The sequence below is a fragment of the Diaphorobacter aerolatus genome, from assembly GCF_014489535.1.
Taxonomy (GTDB): domain Bacteria; phylum Pseudomonadota; class Gammaproteobacteria; order Burkholderiales; family Burkholderiaceae_C; genus Diaphorobacter_A; species Diaphorobacter_A aerolatus.
This window is the reverse complement of sequence record NZ_CP060783.1, coordinates 154903-177007: the sequence shown is the minus strand read 5'-3', so window position 1 is coordinate 177007 and position 22105 is coordinate 154903. Positions and strand designations below refer to the sequence as shown.

The 22105-nt window shown below is 62.7% G+C and carries 19 protein-coding genes and 6 pseudogenes; 17 read left to right on the top strand and 8 right to left on the bottom strand.

What is annotated here, in order from left to right; all coding sequences use genetic code 11:
- The 12 genes and pseudogenes from nirJ to H9K75_RS00830 all read left to right on the top strand — a co-directional run bounded on the left by nirJ (position 1) and on the right by H9K75_RS00830 (position 9293).
- Positions 1 to 1220 (top strand): annotated as a pseudogene (gene nirJ / locus H9K75_RS00870) (heme d1 biosynthesis radical SAM protein NirJ).
- Positions 1221 to 1307: 87 nt separating this feature from the next.
- Positions 1308 to 2855: a nitrite reductase gene (locus H9K75_RS00865; RefSeq protein ID WP_187725854.1), complete on the top strand. Its 1548-nt coding sequence runs from the start codon at positions 1308 to 1310 to the stop codon at positions 2853 to 2855.
- A 55-nt stretch (positions 2856 to 2910) separates the two neighbouring features.
- Positions 2911 to 3456, top strand: a complete 546-nt coding sequence (locus H9K75_RS00860; protein ID WP_226858442.1) for a cytochrome c oxidase subunit 3 — start codon at positions 2911 to 2913, stop codon at positions 3454 to 3456.
- 6 nt (positions 3457 to 3462) lie between these two features.
- Complete coding sequence (locus H9K75_RS00855; RefSeq protein WP_187724405.1) at positions 3463 to 3750, top strand: cytochrome C oxidase subunit IV family protein; 288 nt, start codon at positions 3463 to 3465, stop codon at positions 3748 to 3750.
- A 68-nt stretch (positions 3751 to 3818) separates the two neighbouring features.
- On the top strand, positions 3819 to 4253 hold the full coding sequence (locus H9K75_RS00850) for a c-type cytochrome (RefSeq protein WP_187724404.1): 435 nt from the start codon (positions 3819 to 3821) through the stop codon (positions 4251 to 4253).
- Between the two features lie 15 nt (positions 4254 to 4268).
- Positions 4269 to 4631, top strand: coding sequence for a cbb3-type cytochrome c oxidase subunit I (locus H9K75_RS24985; protein ID WP_319016863.1), 363 nt, complete (start codon positions 4269 to 4271; stop codon positions 4629 to 4631).
- 234 nt (positions 4632 to 4865) lie between these two features.
- Entirely contained in the window at positions 4866 to 5117 is a 252-nt protein-coding gene (locus H9K75_RS24980) for a hypothetical protein (RefSeq protein ID WP_319016862.1), read from the top strand.
- Positions 5114 to 5674: a cbb3-type cytochrome c oxidase subunit I gene (locus tag H9K75_RS24975; protein ID WP_319016861.1), complete on the top strand. Its 561-nt coding sequence runs from the start codon at positions 5114 to 5116 to the stop codon at positions 5672 to 5674. The genes H9K75_RS24980 and H9K75_RS24975 overlap by 4 nt, the downstream gene beginning before the upstream one ends.
- Positions 5675 to 5728: 54 nt before the next feature.
- A complete protein-coding gene (locus tag H9K75_RS00840; RefSeq protein WP_187724403.1) occupies positions 5729 to 6571 on the top strand; it encodes a CbbQ/NirQ/NorQ/GpvN family protein in 843 nt (280 codons plus the stop codon).
- A 228-nt stretch (positions 6572 to 6799) separates the two neighbouring features.
- Positions 6800 to 7939, top strand: a complete 1140-nt coding sequence (locus H9K75_RS23280) for a hypothetical protein (RefSeq protein WP_226858441.1) — start codon at positions 6800 to 6802, stop codon at positions 7937 to 7939.
- Entirely contained in the window at positions 7882 to 8448 is a 567-nt protein-coding gene (locus H9K75_RS23275) for a nitric oxide reductase activation protein NorD (RefSeq protein WP_226858440.1), read from the top strand. Before H9K75_RS23280 ends, H9K75_RS23275 begins: the two co-directional genes overlap by 58 nt.
- 93 nt (positions 8449 to 8541) lie before the next feature.
- Positions 8542 to 9293 (top strand): annotated as a pseudogene (locus H9K75_RS00830) (Crp/Fnr family transcriptional regulator).
- A 14-nt stretch (positions 9294 to 9307) separates the two neighbouring features.
- Here the strand turns inward: H9K75_RS00830 and H9K75_RS00825 are convergent.
- The 6 genes and pseudogenes from H9K75_RS00825 to H9K75_RS00800 form a co-directional block, all read right to left on the bottom strand.
- Positions 9308 to 9924: pseudogene (locus H9K75_RS00825) on the bottom strand (Maf family protein).
- A gap of 55 nt (positions 9925 to 9979) precedes the next feature.
- Entirely contained in the window at positions 9980 to 10447 is a 468-nt protein-coding gene (rlmH, locus tag H9K75_RS00820) for a 23S rRNA (pseudouridine(1915)-N(3))-methyltransferase RlmH (RefSeq protein WP_187724402.1), read from the bottom strand.
- Positions 10448 to 10536: 89 nt separating this feature from the next.
- Positions 10537 to 11280: a ribosome silencing factor gene (rsfS, locus tag H9K75_RS00815; protein ID WP_187724401.1), complete on the bottom strand. Its 744-nt coding sequence runs from the start codon at positions 11278 to 11280 to the stop codon at positions 10537 to 10539.
- Positions 11281 to 11462: 182 nt separating this feature from the next.
- Complete coding sequence (hemF, locus tag H9K75_RS00810; protein ID WP_187724400.1) at positions 11463 to 12422, bottom strand: oxygen-dependent coproporphyrinogen oxidase; 960 nt, start codon at positions 12420 to 12422, stop codon at positions 11463 to 11465.
- Positions 12422 to 13705, bottom strand: a pseudogene (purD, locus tag H9K75_RS00805) (phosphoribosylamine--glycine ligase). The gene hemF and the pseudogene purD overlap by 1 nt, the downstream one beginning before the upstream one ends.
- An 18-nt stretch (positions 13706 to 13723) precedes the next feature.
- Positions 13724 to 14441, bottom strand: a pseudogene (locus tag H9K75_RS00800) (YebC/PmpR family DNA-binding transcriptional regulator).
- A 79-nt stretch (positions 14442 to 14520) separates the two neighbouring features.
- On the opposite strand from H9K75_RS00800, the gene H9K75_RS00795 reads away from it, so the two are divergent.
- From H9K75_RS00795 to H9K75_RS00775, 5 genes and pseudogenes are all read left to right on the top strand, one after another.
- Positions 14521 to 16032, top strand: a complete 1512-nt coding sequence (locus H9K75_RS00795; RefSeq protein ID WP_187724399.1) for a helicase HerA-like C-terminal domain-containing protein — start codon at positions 14521 to 14523, stop codon at positions 16030 to 16032.
- Positions 16033 to 16365: 333 nt separating this feature from the next.
- Positions 16366 to 17070, top strand: coding sequence for a glutathione binding-like protein (locus H9K75_RS00790; RefSeq protein ID WP_187724398.1), 705 nt, complete (start codon positions 16366 to 16368; stop codon positions 17068 to 17070).
- A gap of 15 nt (positions 17071 to 17085) precedes the next feature.
- Positions 17086 to 18089, top strand: a pseudogene (locus H9K75_RS00785) (threo-3-hydroxy-L-aspartate ammonia-lyase).
- A gap of 149 nt (positions 18090 to 18238) precedes the next feature.
- Complete coding sequence (upp, locus tag H9K75_RS00780) at positions 18239 to 18883, top strand: uracil phosphoribosyltransferase (RefSeq protein ID WP_187724397.1); 645 nt, start codon at positions 18239 to 18241, stop codon at positions 18881 to 18883.
- Positions 18884 to 18912: 29 nt separating this feature from the next.
- Entirely contained in the window at positions 18913 to 19557 is a 645-nt protein-coding gene (locus tag H9K75_RS00775) for a GNAT family N-acetyltransferase (RefSeq protein WP_226858439.1), read from the top strand.
- Positions 19558 to 19627: 70 nt separating this feature from the next.
- Here the strand turns inward: H9K75_RS00775 and H9K75_RS24495 are convergent, their stop codons facing one another.
- The gene (locus H9K75_RS24495; RefSeq protein ID WP_264293936.1) at positions 19628 to 21412 is read right to left on the bottom strand and encodes an AI-2E family transporter; all 1785 of its coding nucleotides are present in this window, start codon (positions 21410 to 21412) and stop codon (positions 19628 to 19630) included.
- Entirely contained in the window at positions 21343 to 22101 is a 759-nt protein-coding gene (locus H9K75_RS24490; RefSeq protein WP_264293935.1) for an AI-2E family transporter, read from the bottom strand. The genes H9K75_RS24495 and H9K75_RS24490 overlap by 70 nt, the downstream gene beginning before the upstream one ends.
- Between the last annotated feature and the right edge of the window lie 4 nt (positions 22102 to 22105).

Below are 22105 nucleotides of genomic sequence, written 5' to 3'. Positions count from 1 at the left end.
ATGTTCCGTATCAGCCAATACATGCGAGAACTCAAGGCCGCCGAAGACACCGGCCGGTACCCCACGCGGAGGATCGCAGGGCGAACGGCCCGGTAGTGATCTGGAATCTGATCCGCCGCTGCAACCTCACGTGCAAGCACTGCTACTCCTTCTCCGCTGACCATGAATACACGGGCGGTCTCTCGACCGACGAAGTCCGCGCGGTCATGGACGATCTGCGTGGCTTTGGTGTGCCCGCGCTGATTCTCTCGGGTGGCGAGCCGCTGCTGCGCCCCGACTTGTTCAAGATACATGACTATGCGCGAAAGCTCGGCTTCTACACCGGTCTGTCCACCAACGGCACGCTGATCGACGAGGCAACCGCACAACGGGTTGCCGAATCGAAATTCGACTACGTCGGCATCAGCCTCGACGGTCTGAGCATCATTCACGACAAGTTTCGGCGCATGAACGGCGCGTTCGACAAAAGCCTTGCAGCAATCCGTCATCTCGTCCGGTTGAACGTCAAGGTGGGACTGCGCTACACCATGACGTCGCTGAACGCCGAAGATTTTCCCGCGCTGCTGCAGCTCATGCGTCACGAAGGGGCGCAGAAGTTCTACTTCTCGCACCTGAATTACGCCGGTCGCGGCAATGTGCATCGCGCCAAGGACGCCAATCACCTTGCCACCCGCCAGGCGCTCGATCTGCTGTTCGACCACGCGTGGCAATCGGCCCGCGACGGACGTGCCGAGGAATTCGTGAGCGGCAACAACGATGCCGACGGCGTCTATCTGCTGCTCTGGGTGCAGCGCCACATGCCACAGTGGGCCGGCGAACTGCACAAGCGTCTGGTTTCATGGGGCGGCAACGCCAGCGGCCAGATGGTGGCCAACATCGACAACCTCGGCAATGTGCATCCGGACACCATGTGGTGGCACCACGATCTCGGCAACGTGCGTGTGCGGCCCTTCTCGCACATCTGGAAGGACATGGGTGATCCTTTGATGGCCGGCCTGAACCAGCGCCCGCGCCCGGTGCAGGGACGCTGCGCCGAATGCGGCTATCTGGACATCTGCAACGGCAACACCCGGGTACGCGCCCAGCAGATCACGGGCAATCCATGGTCCGACGATCCCGGCTGCTATCTGAGCGACGACGAAATCGGCGTGTCGCCTCGCATCACCGCGCCCGTTTCTCCGGCAACCCGAAACCGCACGATTGCGATCCACCATGCGTGACCCGACAAGCCCTCCCTGCTGCTGACGCTCGCATTGGCCGCTTCCCTGCTGGCCGTGGCATGGCTCAGCCTGCCGGTCCAGGCGCAGATGATCGATACAAACGACGGGACTCTTCAACCGCATGCAGCCGGTCTCTACCAGCAGCATTGCGCCGTCTGTCATGGTGTTGACCGCACCGGCGGCATGGGTCCGGCGCTGCTGCCCGAAAGCCTTGAGCGCAGCCGACCCAACGAGGTGTTGCGTGTGATCACAGGCGGGCGCACCGCCACACAGATGCCCGGTTTTTCCGCACAACTCTCGCCGCAGGAGATAAAGGCCCTGGCTGCGTGGATACGCACGCCTTCAGCGACACCGCCGCGCTGGAACGATGCCGACATCACCGCATCGCGCATCTTTCATCCAGCGCCCAGAGATGAGCCCGCCACACCGGCCTGGAATGCCGATCCGATGAACCTGTTCGTCGTGGTCGAAGGCGGTGACCACCATGTCTCGCTGCTCGACGGCGATCGCTTCGAGGCCATCACGCGCTTTGCCTTGCGCTACGCGCTGCACGGCGGCCCCAAATTCACACCCGATGGTCGCTACGTTTTTTTTGGCTCGCGCGATGGCTGGATCACCAAATACGATCTGTGGCGACTGCGCGTGGTCGCTGAGGTGCGGGCGGGCCTCAACATGCGCAACGTGGCGGTGAGCAGCGATGGCCGCTTTGTGATGGCAGCAAACTACCTGCCGCACACGCTGGCCCTGTTCGACGGCGACCTGAACCTGGTTCGCACCTACGAAGCCCGCACGCGCGATGGCAAGGCCAGCTCGCGCGTGTCTGCCGTGTATGACGCGGCGCCGCGCAACAGCTTCGTGGTGGCATTCAAGGACATCCCGGAAATCTGGGAAATCTCCTACGACCTCAAGGCCGAACCCATCCACGACGGCCTGGTGCACGACTACAAGATGAGCGAGGCCATCGCGCGCCCCGGTTATCTGGGCGTGCGCCGCGCGCTGGTTGACGAGCCACTTGACGATTTCTTCTTCGACCAGGGTTATCGCCACGTGCTCGGTGCCACACGCGCCAAACGGGACGAGGCCGACGGTAGCAGGAACAACCAGGCCACGGCCCAGGTCGTCAATCTGGATGTACGTCGCAAGATCGCCGATCTGCCATTGGCTGGCATGCCGCATCTGGGCTCGGGCATCACGTTCGCTTGGAACGGCACCACCGTTCTGGCGAGCCCCAATCTCGGCACGGGCGACGTCGACGTGATCGACATGAAGAACTGGAAACCCGTGCGCACGCTGCACATGCCGGGGCCAGGCTTCTTCATGCGAAGCCATGAAAACACGCCCTACGCATGGACCGATTCGATGATGAGCAAGAGCGCCAAGGACACGCTCACCATCATCGACAAGCGCTCGCTCGAGGTGGTCGCACAGGTGAAGGAGCCCGGCAAGACGCTCGCCCACGTCGAGTTCACGCGCGATGGCAAATACGCGCTCGCGAGTCTCTGGGAAATGGACGGAGCGGTGATCGTCTATGACGCGAGCAATTTCAAGGAAATCAAGCGCCTGCCCATGAGCAAACCGGTCGGCAAATACAACGTGTGGAACAAGATCATGCGCAGCGAAGGAACCTCGCATTGAGTCGTGCGCCCCTGAAAAAACGCGCGTCCGCAATCCCGAGGAACCGCCCAGCCGCTTGCCGGGCGATCTCGTGGTGTGGTTCTTCGTGGGACTGGAGCTAGCTACTTTTGGTTTGTTGTTTCTGGCCTTCGCGTTCACCAAGCTGATGCAGCCCGTGGTATTCGCCGTTGGTCAGGCAAGCCTCGACCAGACGGTGGGAGCGATCAATACCCTGCTGCTGATCAGCGCAAGCGCCTGCGCCGCCCACACGCTTGCCAATGTGCGCGCGGGTCGACACCGCGCGGCCACGCATTGGCTTGGCGCGGCGTTATTGCTGGGCCTGGGATTCCTGTTTTTCAAGTCCCGCGAATACATGGACAAATGGCAAGCGGGCGTCGATTTTGCGAGCAACGATTTCTACATGCTCTGGACGATTCTCACCGGGTTTCACTTCATGCACGTCGTCGCGGGCTGTGTGATCTTCGCATTGTTGCTGCACCCGGTATCCCGGGGCCGCTACAACGCCCAGGATTGCAATGCGCTCGAATCCGGCTGCGTGTTCTGGCACATGGTCGATCTGCTGTGGATCGTGCTGTTTCCGCTCGTCTACCTCCTGGTCTGAATCCGCATGCCACTCCGTAACGAACACGCCAATGCAACCCGCCGCATCCATCTGGCATGGGCGATTTTGATCATCACCACGTTGAGTTCATGGTGGCTCGCAGAAGACCCCGCCGCGTTGCGTTTGGGTCTTGTGTCTACCGGTATCGTGCTCGCGCTCTCGGCGCTCAAGGGCGTCGTGATCGCGCTCGACTTCATGGAGTTGCTCCAGGCACCCAGGTTGTGGCGGCGCGCCGTGCTGGGCTGGCTCGCCACGGTTTTGCTTATCATTTTTTTGACCCGCTTCATTTCTTGAACGGGTTCAATTACAAAGCCAGGCAGGAAAACGACCATCAAGCCCTCAGGATCGATGGAGGGCTACCTATGAGCCAGAAAACCAGCGGGTTCACCAAACAGATGGCCCGCAACATGTTCTACGGCGGAACCGCATTTTTCGCGCTGCTCTTCGCAGCGATGATTTTCGACAGCGAACGCCGCATCCCCGAGCGCTCCCATGCGCACGAGATCACGCCAGCCGTCGTGGCCGGCAAGAAGATCTGGGAGACCCGCAACTGCATCGGCTGCCACACGCTGCTCGGAGAAGGTGCGTATTTCGCCCCCGAACTCGGCAACGTCTACAAGCGCCGCGGGCCCGACTTCATCAAGGCGTGGATGAGCGCCATGCCTTCGCATTCACCGGGCCGCAGACAGATGCCGCAATTCAACCTGACCGAGCAACAGACCAGTGATCTCGTCGAATTCCTCAAATGGACCGGCGAGATCAACACCGAAAACTGGCCGCCCAACATCGAAGGTTGAAGAAGGACCACAGCCATGAAAAATCCAGTTCTCAAATACCAGAGTCAATCCGTTGCCAAGCTGTACTTCATCGCAGCCATGCTGCTGTTCGCGGGCCAGATCCTGTTCGGCGTTGCGCTTGGCCTGCAATACCTGATCGGCGATCTGTTCTTTCCCTACATCCCGTTCAACATTGCGCGCATGGTGCACACCAATCTGCTGATCGTGTGGCTGCTGTTCGGCTTCATGGGAGCGGGCTACTACATCGTCCCGAAGAGGCCGAGACCGAATTGCACAGCCCGATGCTGGCAATTGCGCTGTTCTGGATCTTTCTTGCAGCGGGCGCACTCACCATCGTCGGCTATCTGGCCCTGCCCTATGCGCGGCTGGCCGAGCTGACCGGCAACGATCTACTGCAGACCATGGGCCGGGAGTTCCTCGAACAGCCGCTGCCCACCAAGGTCGGTATCGTCGTCGTCGCTCTCGGCTTTCTCTACAACCTCAGCATGACCATTCTGAAAGGCCGCAAGACCAGCGTGTCGGTAGTGCTGATGCTGGGCCTGTGGGTCTGGCGCTCATGTTCCTGTTCAGCTTCGTCAATCCACACAATCTGGTGCGCGACAAGATGTACTGGTGGTTCGTGGTGCACCTCTGGGTCGAGGGGTATGGGAGCTGATTCTCGGCGCGCTGCTGGCCTTCGTGCTCATCAAGGTCACCGGCGTGGATCGCGAGGTGATCGACAAGTGGCTCTATGTGATCATCGCTTTCGCGCTGATGACCGGCCTGCTCGGCACCGGCCACCACTACTACTTCATCGGCATGCCGGCTACTGGAAATGGGTCGGCAGCATCTTCTCGGCACTCGAACCCCTGCCGTTCTTCATGATGACGCTGTTTGCGTTCAACATGGTCAAGCAGCGCCGCCGCGAGCATCCGAATCAGGCGGCCATCGTCTGGGCACTCGGCACGGCCGTCGTGGGCTTCCTTGGCGCGGGCGTCTGGGGCTTCATTCACACGCTGAGCGTGGTGAACTACTACACCCACGGTTCGCAAATCACGGCGGCACACGGCCATCTTGCGTTCTACGGAGCCTACGTGCTCGTCGTGATCACGCTGATCAGCTACGCCATGCCGCAATTGCGCGGTCGCCTCGCCAACAGCCCTGAAGCCCAGCGTCTGGAAATCCGCAGCTTCTGGATCATGACCACCGGCATGTCGATCATGGTGCTGGCGCTCACGGCAGCCGGAGCGCATCAGGTCTGGGTGCAGCGCCTGCCGACCGAAAACGCCATGGGCTTCATGGCCACACAGGATCTGCTGCGCGGCTACTACTGGACGCGTGTCGGCGGCGGCGTGATTTTCCTCGTGGGCCAGCTCACCTACTTCGCGAGCTTCTTCGTCAAGGGCTCCCCGTGCTGCCCGATGACAGAAGCGCGGTGGTGAAACCCACGCCCACGCCGCAGGTGCAGGCAGCCTGACGCCAGAGGAGCCACGATCATGGACCACAGCGAAACAATGCACCTGCCGCCACTTCACGGCGTGGCTCAACCTCTGTGCGCACCTGCTCCGCCGTACTACGCGGAATCGGGCGACGAATGCCTATTGTTCGAGCACGCGTTCCGGCAACGGCTGCCGGTACTCATCAAAGGGCCGACGGGTTGCGGCAAGACCCGCTTCGTCGAACACATGGCCGCTCGCCTCGGACGCGAACTCGTCACGGTGAGCTGCCACGACGACCTCAGCGCGGCCGACCTTGTGGGCCGACATCTGATCAGCGACGGTGGCACGCGTTGGTCCGACGGACCATTGACGCGCGCCGTGCGGCGCGGCGCGATCTGCTATCTCGACGAAGTTGTCGAGGCCCGCAAGGACACCACCGTCGTGCTGCACCCGCTGGCCGACGACCGGCGCGTGCTGCCCATCGAACGCACCGGCGAAGAGCTGCACGCGGCCGACGGCTTCATGTTGGTGGTCAGCTACAACCCCGGCTACCAGAACGTGCTCAAAGGCCTCAAGCCCAGCACGCGCCAGCGCTTCGTGGCGCTGCAATTCGACTACCCGCAGGCTCATGTGGAGCGAGAAATCCTGCTGCGCGAATCGGGCGTGGACGCGCGCAGCGCCGACCAGCTCATCGCGCTCGCGCAGGCCCTGCGTCGCCTGACGGAACAGGATCTCGAGGAAACCGTCAGCACGCGTCTGCTGGTGATGTCCGCGCGCCTTGCTGCGAGCGGCGTGCCGCTTGCCAAGGCCTGCCACGCGGCCATCGTCGATGCGCTCACCGACGACGCCGAAACCGTCCAAGCCCTGTCAACGCTGGTGACCGCGGTGATGGCGGATTGAACGGCGGACGACGGAGCAAAGCCGCACGATGGAAGAATGGGTTGGACGCCAATGGCACCGCTTTATCACCAGCGTGGCCGAGCCGCGCGCACCGCACGCCGCCGTGCGTCTCAGCGACATGCAGCGCACCATCGGCTTGCTGTTTCGTGCCGGTGGCGGCGACTCGGGAACACGCATCGCGCAGGCCGGGCGCACACGCACGGGGGGCCGCGCACACTGCTGCAGTTCGTGGCGGGCAGCGCCAGCAGCGCGCAGTTGGGCATCTGGCAACAGGACACGCTTGCCCTGCCCGCGCAGATCAGCCTGTTCGAAGAATCGGAACTCAACCGCGCGCTCTATCTGTGGCTGGCCGCGCTGGCTGCGTGCTTTCGGCCCGGGACCGACTGGCTGAACTGCAACATGCTCGCGAGCGCCCGCGCGCTACGCCGCTTTCCCGGTCTTCGCACGGCCCATGGACGACTGCTGGATGCGCAATTGGCCGAGCGCCCCAAACTCTCTACCCTGCGTGGTAACCAGGCCAGGGCCGAGCTTGCGCTACAGCTTGCCTTGCGCGATCAGCTCGTCTCGACCACGGGCCGGGCCCTGACACCACAGGATGTCGCCCCGGTGTGGATGTGGTTGGTATTGCCCGAACGCGGCGAAGGCACCGACTCGCCAGCCACCCGCCAGTCACAGACTCAACCCGAAAGTCCTTCTTCCCGACAGGCAATGCACGATGCCTGTCGGCGTGCCGCAAAACGCGTTGAAGACGAACGCAATGGCGCGCCGCTGGTCATGTTCTTTCGCGCCGAATCGATTCTTTCGTGGGCAGAATTCACCAAGGTCAACCGGGCGGACGATGATGAAGACGATGGCAAGCAGCTTGAAGCGGCCAACGACATGGACGAAATCGCCATCGCGAATGACGGCAGTTCCATCGCCTCGCGCGTGAAGTTCGATCTTGATCTGCCCAGCGCCGCCCACGACGACCAGCCACTCGGCAATGGCATGAAGTTTCCCGAATGGGATTGGCGGCAAGGCAGGTTGCTGGCAGATCACTGCGCCGTGCAGCTGGTGGTGAGCAAAGAAGCGCGGCCATACCCGCCTGACGCACGCCTGCGCGCGATTTCGCGGCGCATGCGCAGGCATCTGGATCTGGCTCGCCAGGCACCCAGCGCCTTCGCGGCTGCACCGACGGCGATGAAATTGACCTCGACGGCTGGGTTCGCCACGAGGTCGAGACGCGTTGCGGCGCCCTCAAGGCGCCTCCAAGCGCGACACCGCCGATCTACATTCAACGCCGCCGCAGCCACCACAGCCTCGCCAGTCTGGTGCTGGCGGATCTCTCACAATCGACCGACGCTTACGCAACGCCCGACGCGCGCGTGATCGATCTGATCCGCGATTCGCTGCAGGTGTTTGGCGAGGCCCTGAGCGCCAGCGGTGATGCGTTCGAGATGCTCGGCTTTTCGTCGGTGCGCCGCCACCATGTGCGCATCCAGTTTCTCAAGGGCTTTGAGGAGCGCTGGGGCCCGCTGAGCCAGGCGCGCGTGCAGGCCATCAAGCCCGGCTTCTACACGCGCATGGGCGCGGCAATCCGCCATGCCACGCAACGCCTTGCCGGGCGGCCGGAGCGGCAGCGGCTGCTGTTGATCCTCACCGACGGCAAGCCCAATGATCTCGACATCTACGAAGGCCGCTATGGCTTGGAGGACACGCGCCACGCGATCCACGAGGCCCGAAGCACCGGATTGACGCCATTCTGCGTGACCATCGATGCGACGGCACATGACTACCTGCCCTATCTCTTTGGCTCGCACAGCTACACATTGATCCATCGACCACAGGAGCTCAATCACCGACTTGCACGCCTGTATGCGGAATTGACCCGCCCATAAACTTTGCCCCGCGAATGGGAACCCTTGCTTCAAGTCACGTCAGGCGCGAGCGCAAGAAACTCTAATCCGGTGCCAAACTCAAGAAATGCCGACATGGATACCAAGAACTTCGATATCCCGCGATATCTGGCAGCGCTTCCCCTGTTTCAGGAAATGACCAGCGCGGAATTGCAGCGCCTTGCCACGGGCTGCCGCCTGCGCCGATTTTCCCGGGCGATACTGTTTTTCGCGTCGGCACGCCTTGCGAGGAGTTTCACGTCACGGTGAGCGGTCAGATCAAACTGTTCGCGCTCTCGCCCGCAGGTCAGGAAAAGATCATCGAACTCGCCGGTCCGGGCATCACCTTCGCCGAGGCCTTGATGTTCACCGACAAGCCCTACATCGTGAACGCACAGGCATTGGCAGATTCGCTGATGCTGAGCGTTGGCAAAGCCGCCGTGGTGCGCGAAATTGAAAGCGATCCGCGTTTTGCCATGCGCATGCTCGCCGGAATTTCGCGCCGTTTGCATGGGCTGGTGCACGACGTGCAGGCCTACTCACTGCACAGCGGCATGCAGCGCGTGATTGGCTACCTGCTCAATTCCCTGCCAGAAGATGCAGAAGACGCCGCCGCCATGGCACTGTCAAGCAACGGCTGCGGCACCCAGCCAGGTGCCAACGCAACGCGCACGTTGAACATCTCGCTGCCGGTGAGCAAGGCCACGATTGCCTCGCGGCTGTCGATCACGCCCGAATACTTTTCACGCGTGCTGCATGAACTCGAAGCCGAGGGCCTGATTCGCATGGACAAGCGCGACATCCATATTCCCGACGCCACGCGGCTCGCGAATCACACGTTGCAGTAAGCAATTCCCAAATATCAGATCGCCAGCACACCCGCAGCGCGCAGCAACTGCGCGGTTTCATGGAGCGGCAGTCCCATGATCCCGGTGTAGCTGCCATTCAAATGGGACACGTACTGCGCCACAGGCCCTGAATGCCGTAGGCGCCGGCCTTGCCCATGGGCTCGCCGCTCGCCACGTAGGCATCGATCTGCGCCTGCGTCATCACGGCGAATCGCACGCGAGATTCCGACAACGCTGTCAGCCGCTTGTTGCCCACCTGCAGCGCCACGGCGGTCAGCACGCGGTGTTCATTGCCGGACAGCTCGCCGAGCATGCGCCTGGCGTCGGCGGCGTCGTCCGGTTTGCCGTAGATCCTGCGGCCCAGAGCCACGGTCGTGTCGGAACAAAGAATCGGCGCCTGCGCAAGCCCGCGGCGCTCCAAGCGCGCCACGGCCGCGTCGAGCTTCAGACCGGTCACGCGCTCCACATAGTCAAGAGGCAATTCTCCGGGCAGAACTGCTTCGATGGCCTCGGCGTCTTCCTGTTGATCATCGCCTTCGTTGGGCAACAGCAATGAATGGCGGACACCAAGCTGCTCGAGCAACTGACGGCGACGAGGACTCTGGGACGCGAGATAAATGAAGGCGGGCATGGCAAAAAAGAAAAACGCGAGTGAAAAACGTGAGGGGTATTCGGAGCGACGACTCTTACTCGCGATGATAGGGATGACCGGCGTTGACCGACCAGGCACGGTACAACTGCTCGATGAGCAACACGCGCACCATCGCGTGCGGCAAGGTCAGATCGGACAGGCGAATCTTTTCATGCGCTGCCTGTTTGAATGCGGGATCGAGCCCATCCGGGCCGCCAATCACCAGCGCCACGTCGTCACCACCCAATTGCCAGTCCTTCAGGCGTTGGGCCAAAGCCTTCGTCGTGAGGTTGGCACCGCGCTCGTCGAGCACCACGATGCGCATTCCGCGCCCAATGGCCGCCTCGATGCGATCGCGCTCGGCGGCGTACAGCGTCTCCAGTGATTTCGAGCCGCGTGGCTCGGTCTTCACCGCCTTGAGCTCCACCTTGATTTCGTGCGGAAAGCGTTTGGCGTAGTCGTCGTAGGCCGTCTGTGCCCAATCGGGTACACGCTGTCCCACGGCGACGATCAAAATCTTCATTCCTGCCCTGCCTTCGAAAAGCGAAAGAGGCCTGCCGCGTTCACAGCAGCAGAACCTCTTTTTTGTTCAACGCATCCAAAACGCGCTCATCAAGCCTTGCGCGCAGGTGCCTTGCGGGCCGGAGCCTTCTTGGCGGCAGGCTTCTTGGCCGCAGGCGAAGCCTTCTTGGTGTTCGTGGGCTTGTTCACCACCACGGTCTTCACCACAGCCTTCTTGGCGGCTGGCTTTGCGCTTGTTGCGCTCTTGCGGCCGACTGTCGACTTGGCGGGCGGCGCGGCTTTTTTGGCCGCCACGGGCTTGGCCGCAGACTTGGCGGCTGGCTTCTTTGCAGCGGCGGCAGCGGGCTTGGCTGCGGCTGACGGCTTGCGAGCCGCAGTCTTTTTCGCAGCAGGCTTCTTCTTGCCGCCCTCGGCACTCGCATCTTCCGATGCCGTCACGCGGCGCGGCTTGGCAGCGCCGAGCTTCAGGCGCACGGGCGTGTCGCCCCAGATTTCCTCAAGGCGGTAGTACTGGCGAATGGCGGGCTGCATGATGTGCGCCACGGCCTGACCGCAATCCACGATGATCCATTCGCCGTTGTCTTCGCCTTCGATGCGCGGCTTGCTGAAGCCCGCTTCCTTGACAGCGTCGCGCACGCTGGCGGCCAGCGCCTTGGTCTGGCGATTCGAGTTGCCGGTCGCGACGATCACACGTTCGAAAAGCGGCGAAAGCGCTTCGGTGTTGAAGACCTGGATGTCAACCGCCTTGACGTCCTCCAGTCCATCCACGATGGCGCGCTGGAGCTTGGTAACGTCTTTTTTGGCGGCGGATTCCGATTTGGGGGAAGTAGTCATCAGTCGGTCTTCAATCAATGAAAGGAAGATGAAGTTTTCAATATAACGCGCTCGCGCGGTTTCGGGCAGTAGGACTGCTGCTCCCGCAAGCGGTGGAAACTCTCAAAACAAAAGGGATGGATGAGCGCTGCCTTGCAGTCGCCATCCGCTGAAAAATTATAGGCAATCGCGCCAACCGGCTCTCAGACCCAGTCACGCGGCTGCAAAAAATGCGCTGTCAATTGAGCCTCGGCGGAGTCGGGGCCGTCCTCGCGCTGATACGACCAGCTCACGAGCGGCGGCATCGACAGCAGAATTGATTCGCTGCGCCCGCCCGACTGCAACCCGAAGTGCGTGCCGCGATCCCAGACCAGGTTGAACTCGACATAGCGACCTCGGCGGTAAAGCTGGAATTCACGCTCGCGCTCACCGTAAGGTGTGTTCACGCGACGTGCGACGATGGGCTCATACGCGCCGAGAAACGCATCGCCCACGCTTTGCATCATGGCAAGGCTTTGATCGAATCCCGGTTCAGAGAAGTCATCAAAGAAGATGCCGCCCACGCCGCGCTGCTCATTGCGGTGCCTGTTGCAGAAGTACTCGTCGCACCATTGCTTGAAGCGCGGATAAAGCCCGTCACCGTATGGCGTGAGCGAATCGCGGCAAACCCTGTGAAAGTGCACGGCATCTTCGTCAAACCCGTAGTACGGCGTGAGATCCATGCCGCCGCCGAACCAGCACACGGGCTCGGCATCGGGCCTGCCTGCGGCGATCATGCGCACGTTCATGTGCACCGTCGGCACATAGGGATTGCGAGGATGGAATACCAGCGACACGCCCATCGCCTCGAACGGCGCTCCGGCCAGTTCAGGCCGGTGCTGCGTGGCCGATGGCGGCAACTGCGGTCCACGCACGTGCGAGAAGCCGCAGCCCGCACGCTCGAACACGCGGCCACCTTCCATGATCCGGGTGATACCGCTGCCTTGCAGCCGCTCCTCGGCGCCCTTGTTCCAGGCGTCGGTCAAAAAGCGTCCACCGCCAGCCTCGACCGGCCCCTCGATGGCTTCGAGCGCGCCCGTGATCCGCGCCTGCAGATCGACGAGGTAGTCGCGCACCTTGCTCACGCGGTCGACCGGATTCAGGGCGAGTGTCGACGCCTGCATCAGGAATGTTGCTTGACGGCGCGGTAGCCAATGTCGCGGCGGTATTGCGCCCCATCGAAATAGATGCCGCGCGCCACGTCGTAGGCACGCTGCTGCGCCTGCTTGACGTTGTCGGCCAGCGCCGTCACGCACAGCACGCGGCCACCGCTGGTGCGCAGCACGCCGTCGCTGAGTTCGGTTCCGGCGTGGAACACCATGGCGTCGTCAGCCTCCTCGGGCAGGCCGGTGATGGCGTCGCCCTTGCGCGGCGCTTCCGGATAGCCATGCGCGGCCATCACCACACCCAGCGCGGTGCGGCGATCCCATTGCAGTTCGACCTGATCGAGCCGGCCTTCCACGGCGGCGGCGAGCACGTCGACCAGATCGCTCTTCAGGCGCATCATGATCGGCTGCGTTTCCGGATCGCCCATGCGGCAATTGAATTCAAGCGTCTTGGGATGTCCCTTGGCGTCGATCATCAGACCGGCGTAGAGGAAACCGGTGTACGGAATGCCGTCCTTTTCCATGCCACGCACGGTGGGCAGAATGATTTCGCGCATCACGCGTGCATGCACGTCGGCCGTCACCACCGGAGCCGGAGAATATGCGCCCATCCCCCCGTGTTCGGCCCTGATCGCCATCCTTCAGGCGCTTGTGATCCTGGCTGGTAGCCAGCGCCGCCACATTCTTGCCATCGCACAGCACAATGAACGAGGCTTCTTCGCCGTCGAGGAATTCCTCGATCACCACGCGCGCGCCGCCGTCGTTGTGAGCGACGCCGTATTTGTTGTCCACGAGCATGAAATCGATTGCGTCGTGGGCCTCCTGCGCGGTCGTCGCCACCACCACGCCCTTGCCTGCGGCGAGGCCATCGGCCTTGACCACGATGGGCGCGCCATGCTTGTCGATGAACGCATGGGCCGCCACCGGGTCGGTGAAGGTTTCATAGGCTGCGGTGGGAATGTTGTGGCGCTTCATGAAGTCCTTGCAGAACGCCTTGGAGCTTTCGAGCTGCGCGGCCGCTTTGGTGGGGCCGAAGATGCGCATGCCGTGCGCACGGAACTCATCGACCACGCCAGCGGCCAGAGGCCCTCCGGACCAACGACCGTCAACTGGATCTTCTCGTTCTGCGCCCACGCACGCAACTCGGCCGGATCGCTGATCGGCACGTTCACGAAATCGGAATTCAGCGCCGTACCACCGTTGCCCGGCGCCACGAAAACCTTGGAGACCTTGGGCGAGCCGTCGAGCTTCCAGGCCATTGCGTGTTCTCGGCCGCCGCCACCAATCACGAGGACTTTCATTGTCTTGTCTTGGCCTCTTCACAACTCTGCGTTGTGATAGACCTCTTGTACGTCGTCCAAATCTTCTAGAACATCCAGCAATTTCTGCATGCGGGCCGCATCGTCGCCGTCCATGGCAATCGACACGTCGGGGCGCAGGGTCACGTCGGCAAGCTCGGCCACGAGGCCTGCGGCCTGCAGCGCGTTCTTCACGGCTTCGAAATCCCCGGCGCGGTGAGCACCTCGATGGCGCCCTCCTCATCGGTGATCACGTCTTCGGCCCGGCTTCGAGCGCCACTTCCATGACCTTGTCCTCGTCCGTTCCCGGCGCGAAGACCAGTTGGCCCACATGCTTGAACTGAAACGACACCGAACCATTGGTGCCCATGTTGCCACCGTACTTGCTGAAGGCATGACGCACTTCAGCGACGGTGCGCACGTGATTATCGGTCATTGTGTCAACAATGATCGCCGCGCCCGCGATGCCGTAGCCTTCATAACGAATTTCCTCGTAGGTCACGCCCTCGAGGTTGCCGGTCGCCTTGTCGATATTGCGCTTGATGTTGTCAGCGGGCATATTCGCGGCCTTGGCCTTGTCGATGGCAAGGCGCAGGCGCGGATTGGCATCGGCATCTCCGCCGCCCTGCCTGGCCGCCACCATGATTTCACGGATGATGCGGGTCCAGATCTTGCCGCGCTTCTCATCCTGGCGACCTTTGCGGTGCTGAATGTTTGCCCATTTGCTGTGTCCTGCCACAGGGAGTCCTTCTGCTTTAATAATCTACTGCCCGTGATTTTACTTTTGACTTCGTACCCCTACTTTCTCATCTATCGCCATGGCTGAACCACTTCTCATCGCCCAGCACGACGCCGTCCAATGCCAACTGCTGCCCGGCCTGGCCAATCGCCACGGCCTGATCACCGGAGCCACCGGCACCGGAAAGTCCGTCACGCTGCAAAAACTCGCCGAGGAATTCTCGAAAATCGGTGTGCCGGTGTTTCTCGCCGACGTCAAGGGCGACCTCACGGGCATCAGCCAGAGCGGCAGCATCGGCGAGAAAATGGCCGCCACGCTCAAGGAACGCGGCCTGCCCACGCCCGAACCGCTCGCCTGCCCGACCACGCTCTGGGACGTGTTCGGCACCCAGGGGCACCCGGTGCGCGCCACGATCTCCGACATGGGGCCGCTGCTGCTGGGCCGCATGCTCGATCTGAACGACACCCAGATGGGCGTGCTCAATCTGGTCTTCAAGATCGCCGACGACAACGGCATGCTGCTGCTGGACCTCAAGGACCTGCGCGCAATGCTCACCTACGTGGGCGACAACGCCAAGCAGTTCACCACCGAATACGGCAACGTCAGTTCGGCCAGCGTGGGCGCGATCCAGCGCGGGCTGCTGCAGATCGAGCAACAAGGCGGCGACCAGTTCTTCGGCGAGCCGATGCTCAACATCCAGGACTTCATGCAGACCGTCGCGGGCAAGGGCGTGGTCAACATTCTCGCGGCGGACAAGCTCATGAACGCGCCGCGCCTGTATGCGACCTTCCTCCTGTGGATGCTCTCCGAGCTGTTCGAGCAACTACCCGAAATCGGCGATCCCGAGAAGCCCAAGCTGGTGTTCTTCTTCGACGAAGCGCATCTGCTGTTCAATGAGGCACCGAAGGCGCTGCTCGAACGCATCGAACTCGTCGTGCGCCTCGTGCGCTCCAAGGGCGTGGGCGTGTATTTCGCCACGCAGAATCCGCTTGACATCCCCGACAGCGTGCTCGCCCAGCTCGGCAACCGCGTGCAGCACGCGCTGCGCGCGTTCACACCCCGTGACCAGAAGGCCGTGAAGGCCACCGCGACGACCATGCGCCCCAATCCGGAACTCGACATCGAAGCCGCGATCACCGAGGTCGCCGTGGGCGAGGCGCTGATCAGCTTTCTCGACGCCAAGGGCCGCCCCACCCCGACCGAGCGCGTCTACGTGATTCCGCCCGGAAGCCAGATCGGCCCGGTCACGCCCGAGCAACGCAAGGCCCTGATGGCCAGCTCACTCGTCTCCGGCGTCTACGACACCGCCGTGGACCGCGAATCCGCCTACGAGGTCCTGCGCGCACGTGCAGGCGAGCAAGCGGGCAACGCCGCGGTGCTCAAAGACAAAGCGGCACAGGGAACGACTGGGGACGGCGGCATCATGGGCGAGATCAACACCATCCTGTTCGGCAGCACCGGCCCGCGCGGCGGCAAAAAGGACGGCATCGTGCAGACCATGGCCAAGTCAACGGCCCGCACCGTGGGCACGAGTCTGGGCAAGCAATTGCTGCGCGGGGTACTGGGGAGTCTGATGGGTGGGCGCAAGTAGAAGGATAGAAGCCCGCTCTCTGGCGAGCGGGCTCGCCAGAGAGCGCAGCACAAGGAGCGTGAGATGACAAAGATTGGGGAATTTTTCACTCGCTACGAGGAAGGCGCCAACTCGTTTGACCCGGAAAGCCGCATTCTGGATTTCGCATGAGGACGAACGCAAGGTGATGGAGGACGCAGGGCTCATTCCTGTTGCCGCCTGAGGAGCAGCGGAACGAGTGGCTGGCTCTTCCGGTCCGGGCCGCTGCCATCGGGCACCCGCAAACCCGCTCTCATGACATGTCTTTGCGCCTGTGCGACAAAGTCTTCTTCATCGTTTCTGCGGACACCGAACATGATCGATCTGTACTACTGGACCACCCCCAACGGACACAAGATCACGCTGTTTCTTGAAGAGGCCGGCCTGCCCTACAAGATTCATCCCGTCAATATCGGCAAGGGCGAGCAGTTCGCGCCGGAGTTTCTCAGGATCGCGCCGAACAACCGAATTCCCGCGATTGTCGATCAGGCGCCTGCCGATGGCGGCGCGCCGATTTCCTTGTTTGAATCGGGGGCCATCCTGCTCTATCTGGCCGACAAGACGCGCCGGTTCATTGCGCAGGACTTGCGGGGACGCAATGAAACCATCCAGTGGCTTTTCTGGCAGATGGGCGGACTCGGTCCGATGGCGGGGCAGAACCATCACTTCGTGCAGTACGCGCCGGAGCGGATTGCCTATGCGACGGAGCGCTATGTGAACGAAACAAGCCGTCTCTATGGTGTGCTCGACAAGCATCTGAGCGACGGGCGCGATTTCATTGCGGGTCGTGAATACTCGATTGCCGACATGGCGAGCTATCCATGGATCGTGCCGCACGAGCGCCAGCGGCAGGATCTCGCGAAATTTCCGCATCTCAAGTCCTGGTTCGAGCGCATTGCGGCGCGACCTGCGACGCAGCGAGCCTACGATCTGGCCAGCTCGATCAACGTTGCGCCGACCGTGGACGCGGCATCGAGCAAGGTGCTGTTTGGTCAGGACGCGTCCACCATCCAGCGCTGACAGACGAAAATCCAGATGAAAGAAACGGACCCACCCATGAGCGCCACGCTCCCCAACTTCGGCGATGTGATCGCGGCGGCCGAACGCCTGCATGGCGTAGCGCATCGCACGCCGGTAATGCAGTCACACACCGCCAACGCATTGCTCGGCGCCGAGTTGTTCTTCAAATGCGAGAACCTGCAGCGCATGGGCGCTTTCAAGTTTCGCGGTGGCTACAACACGCTTGCGCAGTTCACGCCCGAGCAAAAAAAGCGCGGCGTGCTCGCGTTCTCGTCGGGCAATCATGCGCAGGCGATTGCGCTGTCGGCCCGTCTTCTGGGCATGCCGGCTGCCATCGTCATGCCCGAAGACGCTCCCGCAGCCAAGCTCGCCGCCACGCGCGGTTATGGCGCGGAGGTCATCACCTACAACCGTTTCACCGAAGACCGCGAGGCCATCAGCGAGCGTATTGCTGGCGAGCGCGGCATGACCCTGGTGCCACCGTTCAATCACCCGCACGTGATCGCCGGACAGGCTACGGCGGCGCTCGAATTGCTGCAGGAGGTGCCCGATCTCGACTACCTCTTCGCACCGCTCGGCGGAGGCGGATTGCTGTCGGGAACGTTGCTCGCGGCCAAGGGCTTGCGCCGCACTGCAAGGTCTTCGGCGTCGAGCCCGAAGCGGGCAACGATGCACAGCAATCGCTGCGCAGGGGCGAGATCGTGAGGATCGACACGCCCAAGACGCTCGCTGACGGCGCGCAGACGCAGGCGCTTGGCGACCTCACGTTCGCGATCATCCGCCGCGACGTCTGCGACATCCTCACCGCGAACGACGCGCAACTGGTCGAGGCCATGCGCTTTTACGCCGAACGCATGAAGATCGTGGTCGAGCCCACTGGTGCGCTGTCGTTTGCCGGTGCCAGGCATGGCGGGGTTGACCTCAAGGGCAAGCGTGTGGGCTTGATCATCAGTGGCGGAAACGTGGACCTGGCGAGCTACGGGCAACTGCTGGGGACGGCCCATACCGCTGGCGCGTGAACGGGGCGCAGCCAGGAGGCACGGCGATCATTGACCATGCAATCATGCTCAAGGACGCTCGAAAATTTCCGCCTTGAAATCCTCGCAGGCTCCGCTTTCTGGCAGACTTCTGTTCCGGATTTCAGTTCGCACGGACAAAAAAAGCAGCCATGAGCACCACCACCCCCGCCAAAGTCACCGTCATCACGCACCCTCTCGTGCAGCACAAGCTCACGCTGATGCGCAAGAAGGAGTCGAGCACCAACAGCTTTCGCCGTCTGCTGGGCGAACTGAGCACCTTGATGGCCTACGAGATCACGCGTGACATGCCGTTGCAGGATCTGGAAATCGAAACGCCGATGGAAAAAATGACCGGCAAGGTCATCGACGGCAAGAAGCAGGTTCTGGTCTCGATCCTGCGTGCCGGCAATGGCTTTCTCGACGGCATGCTCAACGTGATTCCCGGCGCGCGCATCGGCCACATCGGGCTGTACCGTGACCCCGAGACGCTGCAACCGGTCGAGTACTACTTCAAGATGCCTTCCGAGATGCAGGAGCGCGACATCATCGTGGTCGATCCGATGCTCGCCACCGGCAACTCCGCGGTCGCTGCCGTGGAGCGCCTCAAGCAACTACAGCCGCGCTCGATCAAGTTCGTCTGCCTGCTGGCTGCGCCCGAGGGTGTGGCGACCATGCAGAAGATGCACCCCGACGTGCCGATTTTCACCGCCGCCATCGACCGCGAGCTCAACGATCACGGCTACATCATGCCGGGGCTGGGTGACGCGGGCGATCGCATCTTCGGCACCAAATAATAGTTCGCTGCTTCACGAGACATGTCCCCGTGGAAACCGCACTTCCATTCGATCTGCCAGCGCATACCCAGATTCCCGAGGACAGCTTGCGCAGTGATCGCGTGCGGCTGCGGCAATGGACCAAGGCCGATTTCGAACCATTCGCTGCGATGAACTGCGATCCGCAGGTCATGCGCTATTTCCCCGCCCTGCTGGCGCGCGAGCAAAGCGATGCGCACGCGTCGCGCATCCGGGCCTTGATCGCCGAGCGCGGCTGGGGCTTCTGGGCCGTGGATTGGTTGCAGCAGCCGGGTGCCAAGCCGCAGTTCGTCGGCTTTGTGGGCCTGCACGTGCCCATCGCCGATCTGCCGTTTTCGCCGTGCGTGGAAATCGGCTGGCGGCTGGCGCGTCCGTTCTGGGGCAAGGGTTTTGCGAGCGAGGCCGCGCGGCTGGCAATGAACGTCGGCTTCGAAATCCTGCAACTGCCGCAGATCGTCGCGTTCACCGCGCGAGACAATCTTCGCTCACGCGCCGTGATGATGCGGCTCGGCATGCGCTGCGCGGCCGAAGACAACTTTGACCACCCCGCCGTGCCCGAAGGCCATGCGCTGCGCGCGCACTGCCTGTATCGCATCGACCGCGAAACATGGCGGGACTTGCCGCCGCGTCAGCGTCCTGAGGTCGGCGCACGCTGACCAAGGCCTGTTCACACAACGCCTCGGGCTCGCGCGAACCCGTGGGTTGTGTGAACAGGCCCTACCGCAATCAGTCCGGTACGGCCTGCCCCAGGGTGGCCGAGCTCGATTGCGACTCGATCTCCAGATCGGGCAGATCGATGCCCTTCCACTCTTCCATGATGTCGTTCGCCATTGCCTGAAGCAGTCGCAATTCGCGCTCGTTCAATTCACGCGGAGCGGTGTCGGCCAGACCGAGCACGCCGAGAACCAGCCCCGCCTTGTCGCGAATCGGCGCTGCGGCGTAGAAGCGCACGCCGGCTTCGCGGAACGCCATGTTTCCGGCATAGCGCCGATCGTGCTTGAGGTCTTCGACCTGCAGAATGTCGCCGCTGGCCACGACGAACGAGCCCAGCGCCTCATCGCGGCTCAACGAATGCTGAAAGCGGCGCGGAGTGTTGCTGTCGGCGGGCATTTCATCTTCCTGCCCCGGCGTCAGCCCACCGTGGATGGCGATCACATGCTCATGCGTGTCGTCGATCACGCCGATGGCTACCAGCGGAATGTCGAAGATGTCCGCAGCGCGCTTGGCCATCTGCTGGCTGAGCTTTCTGAAGGCTTCGCTTTGCAGCATGCCACTCGCATGCAGGGCCTTGAGGCGCTTTTCCTCATTCTTGGGCAGCGGTGCGGGCTCGAACACGTCTTCCGCTGCGTCTCCCAGAAAGGTCCGCACGGCCGAAACCGCGCCGTCGAGCGAGGCCGTGATTTCGTCGGCGCCCAGCTTGGCGCCCTGGTCGCGCATCTGCTCGCGCGATATTTCCTGCGGCAGATTCCACAGCAGCAGAACGATGCGCGACTGCGGCCAGGCGCGGCGAATGCGGCGGCACAGGTTGCGCGCGGCAGCATAGGGCTCGGTGGACATCCAGCTCACGCAGACGACGTCGCCGCGCTGCACCTCGGGAGGCTCCACCGCCGAGTGGCTCGAAAGCACGTCGCTGTTGACGTTCTGCACGCCGTGGCCGTCGATTTCGAGGCAGTGCGCCACCATGCGCGCGGCCAGTTGATCGACCTCCCATTTGCCGCCCATGCTGATCACGCGCGTCCTGCCCGGTTGCCGGGTTGAAGGGTACTGTTCTTCCAGTTCGTCGAGCACCTCGTCCATGCCATCGACCACACGCAGACGATGCTCGGCCGTGGCCGCATGCTTGTGATCCCCGACGGCCATGCGCAGCACCGCAACGCCCGCATCGCCATAAAACGCGGCCACGGATTCGTCCTTGTCCTGCACGATTTGCAGACTCAGCTCGCTGGCCTCGGCCGCATCGTCGGCCAGCAGGCGCTGATAGATGCGTGTGGGTTCGTCAAGTACCGGCTGGCTGCCCAGCAGAATGTCGAGAAATGCGAGCTGCGGCAGGTACTTGCCGATCACCAGCAGGCACACGGTGAGTGGCGTGGACATGATCAGCCCGATGGGTCCCCACATCGCCGTCCAGAACGTTGCGGCGACGATCAGCGACATGGCCGACAGGCCGGTGCTCGAACCGTAGAGCCACGGCTCGATGACGTTGTTGCTGATGACCTCGAGCAGCACGATCAGCGCCACCGTCCACAGCACGAGTTGCCATCCGGGATCGACGGCAAACGCCAGCGCCAGGGGGAACACCGCAGAGATCATTGGCCCGACATAGGGCACGAAGCGCATGACGGCAGCAAGCGCTCCCCAGAGCATCGCGCCCGGCACGCCGATCAGCCACAGACCCGCCGCCATCGGAATGCCGTAGCTCACGTTCACCAGCAACTGCATGCTCAGGTAACGGGAGATGCGTTCGCCCGCCTCGTCGAGCGCATCGGTCGCGCGGTGCAGGTTCTGCCCCACAGCCGCAACAGGCGGTCGCGCAGATCCTCGCGATCCAGCAGGATGAAGATGACGAACACCAGCACCAACGCCGCATCGGACAGCGGCCCCATTGCCTTTTCAAGCGCCAGTTGGGCTTGATCGACCGGGGATTTCTCGGTCGGAAGCACCTGCACCTTCTGAACCGCTGGCCCGCGTTTGGCGCCCGATTCGGCGCTGGCTGCCTCGACCTCGCGCTGCACCACATCGAGGGTTTTTCTGGCTCCGTCGAACATACCCGGCGCGCGTATCTCTGCACGCAGGTCACGCAACTTGGCGCGGATATTGGACTGGTAGGAAGGCAGTTGCGCACTGAGCCCGCGCACCTCGTTGCCGACGAAAACGCCTGCCACGCCGAGCACCACGAGGGCCGCAGACACCACGGTGACAACCGCCACGATCTTCGGCACACCCCAGCGCTTGAGCATCATGACGAGCGGATGCAGCACAAAACTCAGCAGCACCGCCAGCGCGAGCGGCACCAGCACCGACCGCCCGAAGTAAAGCGCGGCAATCACCATGGCGGCGATGCCAAGACTCAGAAATACGCGAATGCCGTTGACCGGCCATTCACCAGACGACGCGCGCAGGGTCGAACGCAGACTCGACAGCCGCTCGCCGTCGGTGCGCGGAGGCTCACCGTCGCGACGAGCGCGCGCATGTTTTTGCATATGC